This window comes from Bradyrhizobium sp. NBAIM08 (assembly GCF_020193935.1).
Lineage (GTDB): Bacteria > Pseudomonadota > Alphaproteobacteria > Rhizobiales > Xanthobacteraceae > Bradyrhizobium > Bradyrhizobium yuanmingense.
Genome location: NZ_JADYVR010000203.1, coordinates 1 through 465 on the forward strand (window position 1 = coordinate 1; position 465 = coordinate 465).

Below are 465 nucleotides of genomic sequence, written 5' to 3' on the forward strand. Positions count from 1 at the left end.
GGTTGCGCGCGCCGCTGCGACGCACAAGCCCCTCATCATCTCCACAGGCATGGCCAACAGCTCCGAGATAGCCGCCGCCATCGATAGCGCGCGCGCCGCCGATCCCGAATGTAAGATTGTGCTACTGCATTGCGTGTCCGGCTATCCGACGCCTGCCGAAGAAGCAAACCTCCTGCGCATTCCTGCGTTGGCGAGGGAGTTTGGTGTTCCTGTAGGCCTGTCGGATCATACGCTCGGCATCGAGGTGGCTATCGCGGCGGTAGCGCTCGGCGCTGCCGTAATCGAAAAGCATCTGACGCTGAGCCGAGGTGACGGAGGTCCGGATGCGGCGTTCTCGCTCGAGCCGAGTGAGCTACGCGAGCTTGTGCAAGGTGCGCGCAAGGCCCATCTCTCGCTTGGCCGCGGCGATCATGGGTGTGCCAAGAGCGAAGCCGGCAATCGCGTATTTCGGCGCTCATTGTATGT

General features: G+C 62.8%; 1 protein-coding gene. It reads left to right on the forward strand.

Annotated features, from left to right (window positions below; translation table 11 throughout):
- The coding region (locus tag I6F37_RS39120; protein ID WP_225154244.1) for an N-acetylneuraminate synthase family protein at positions 1-465 on the forward strand (465 nt) is incomplete at both ends.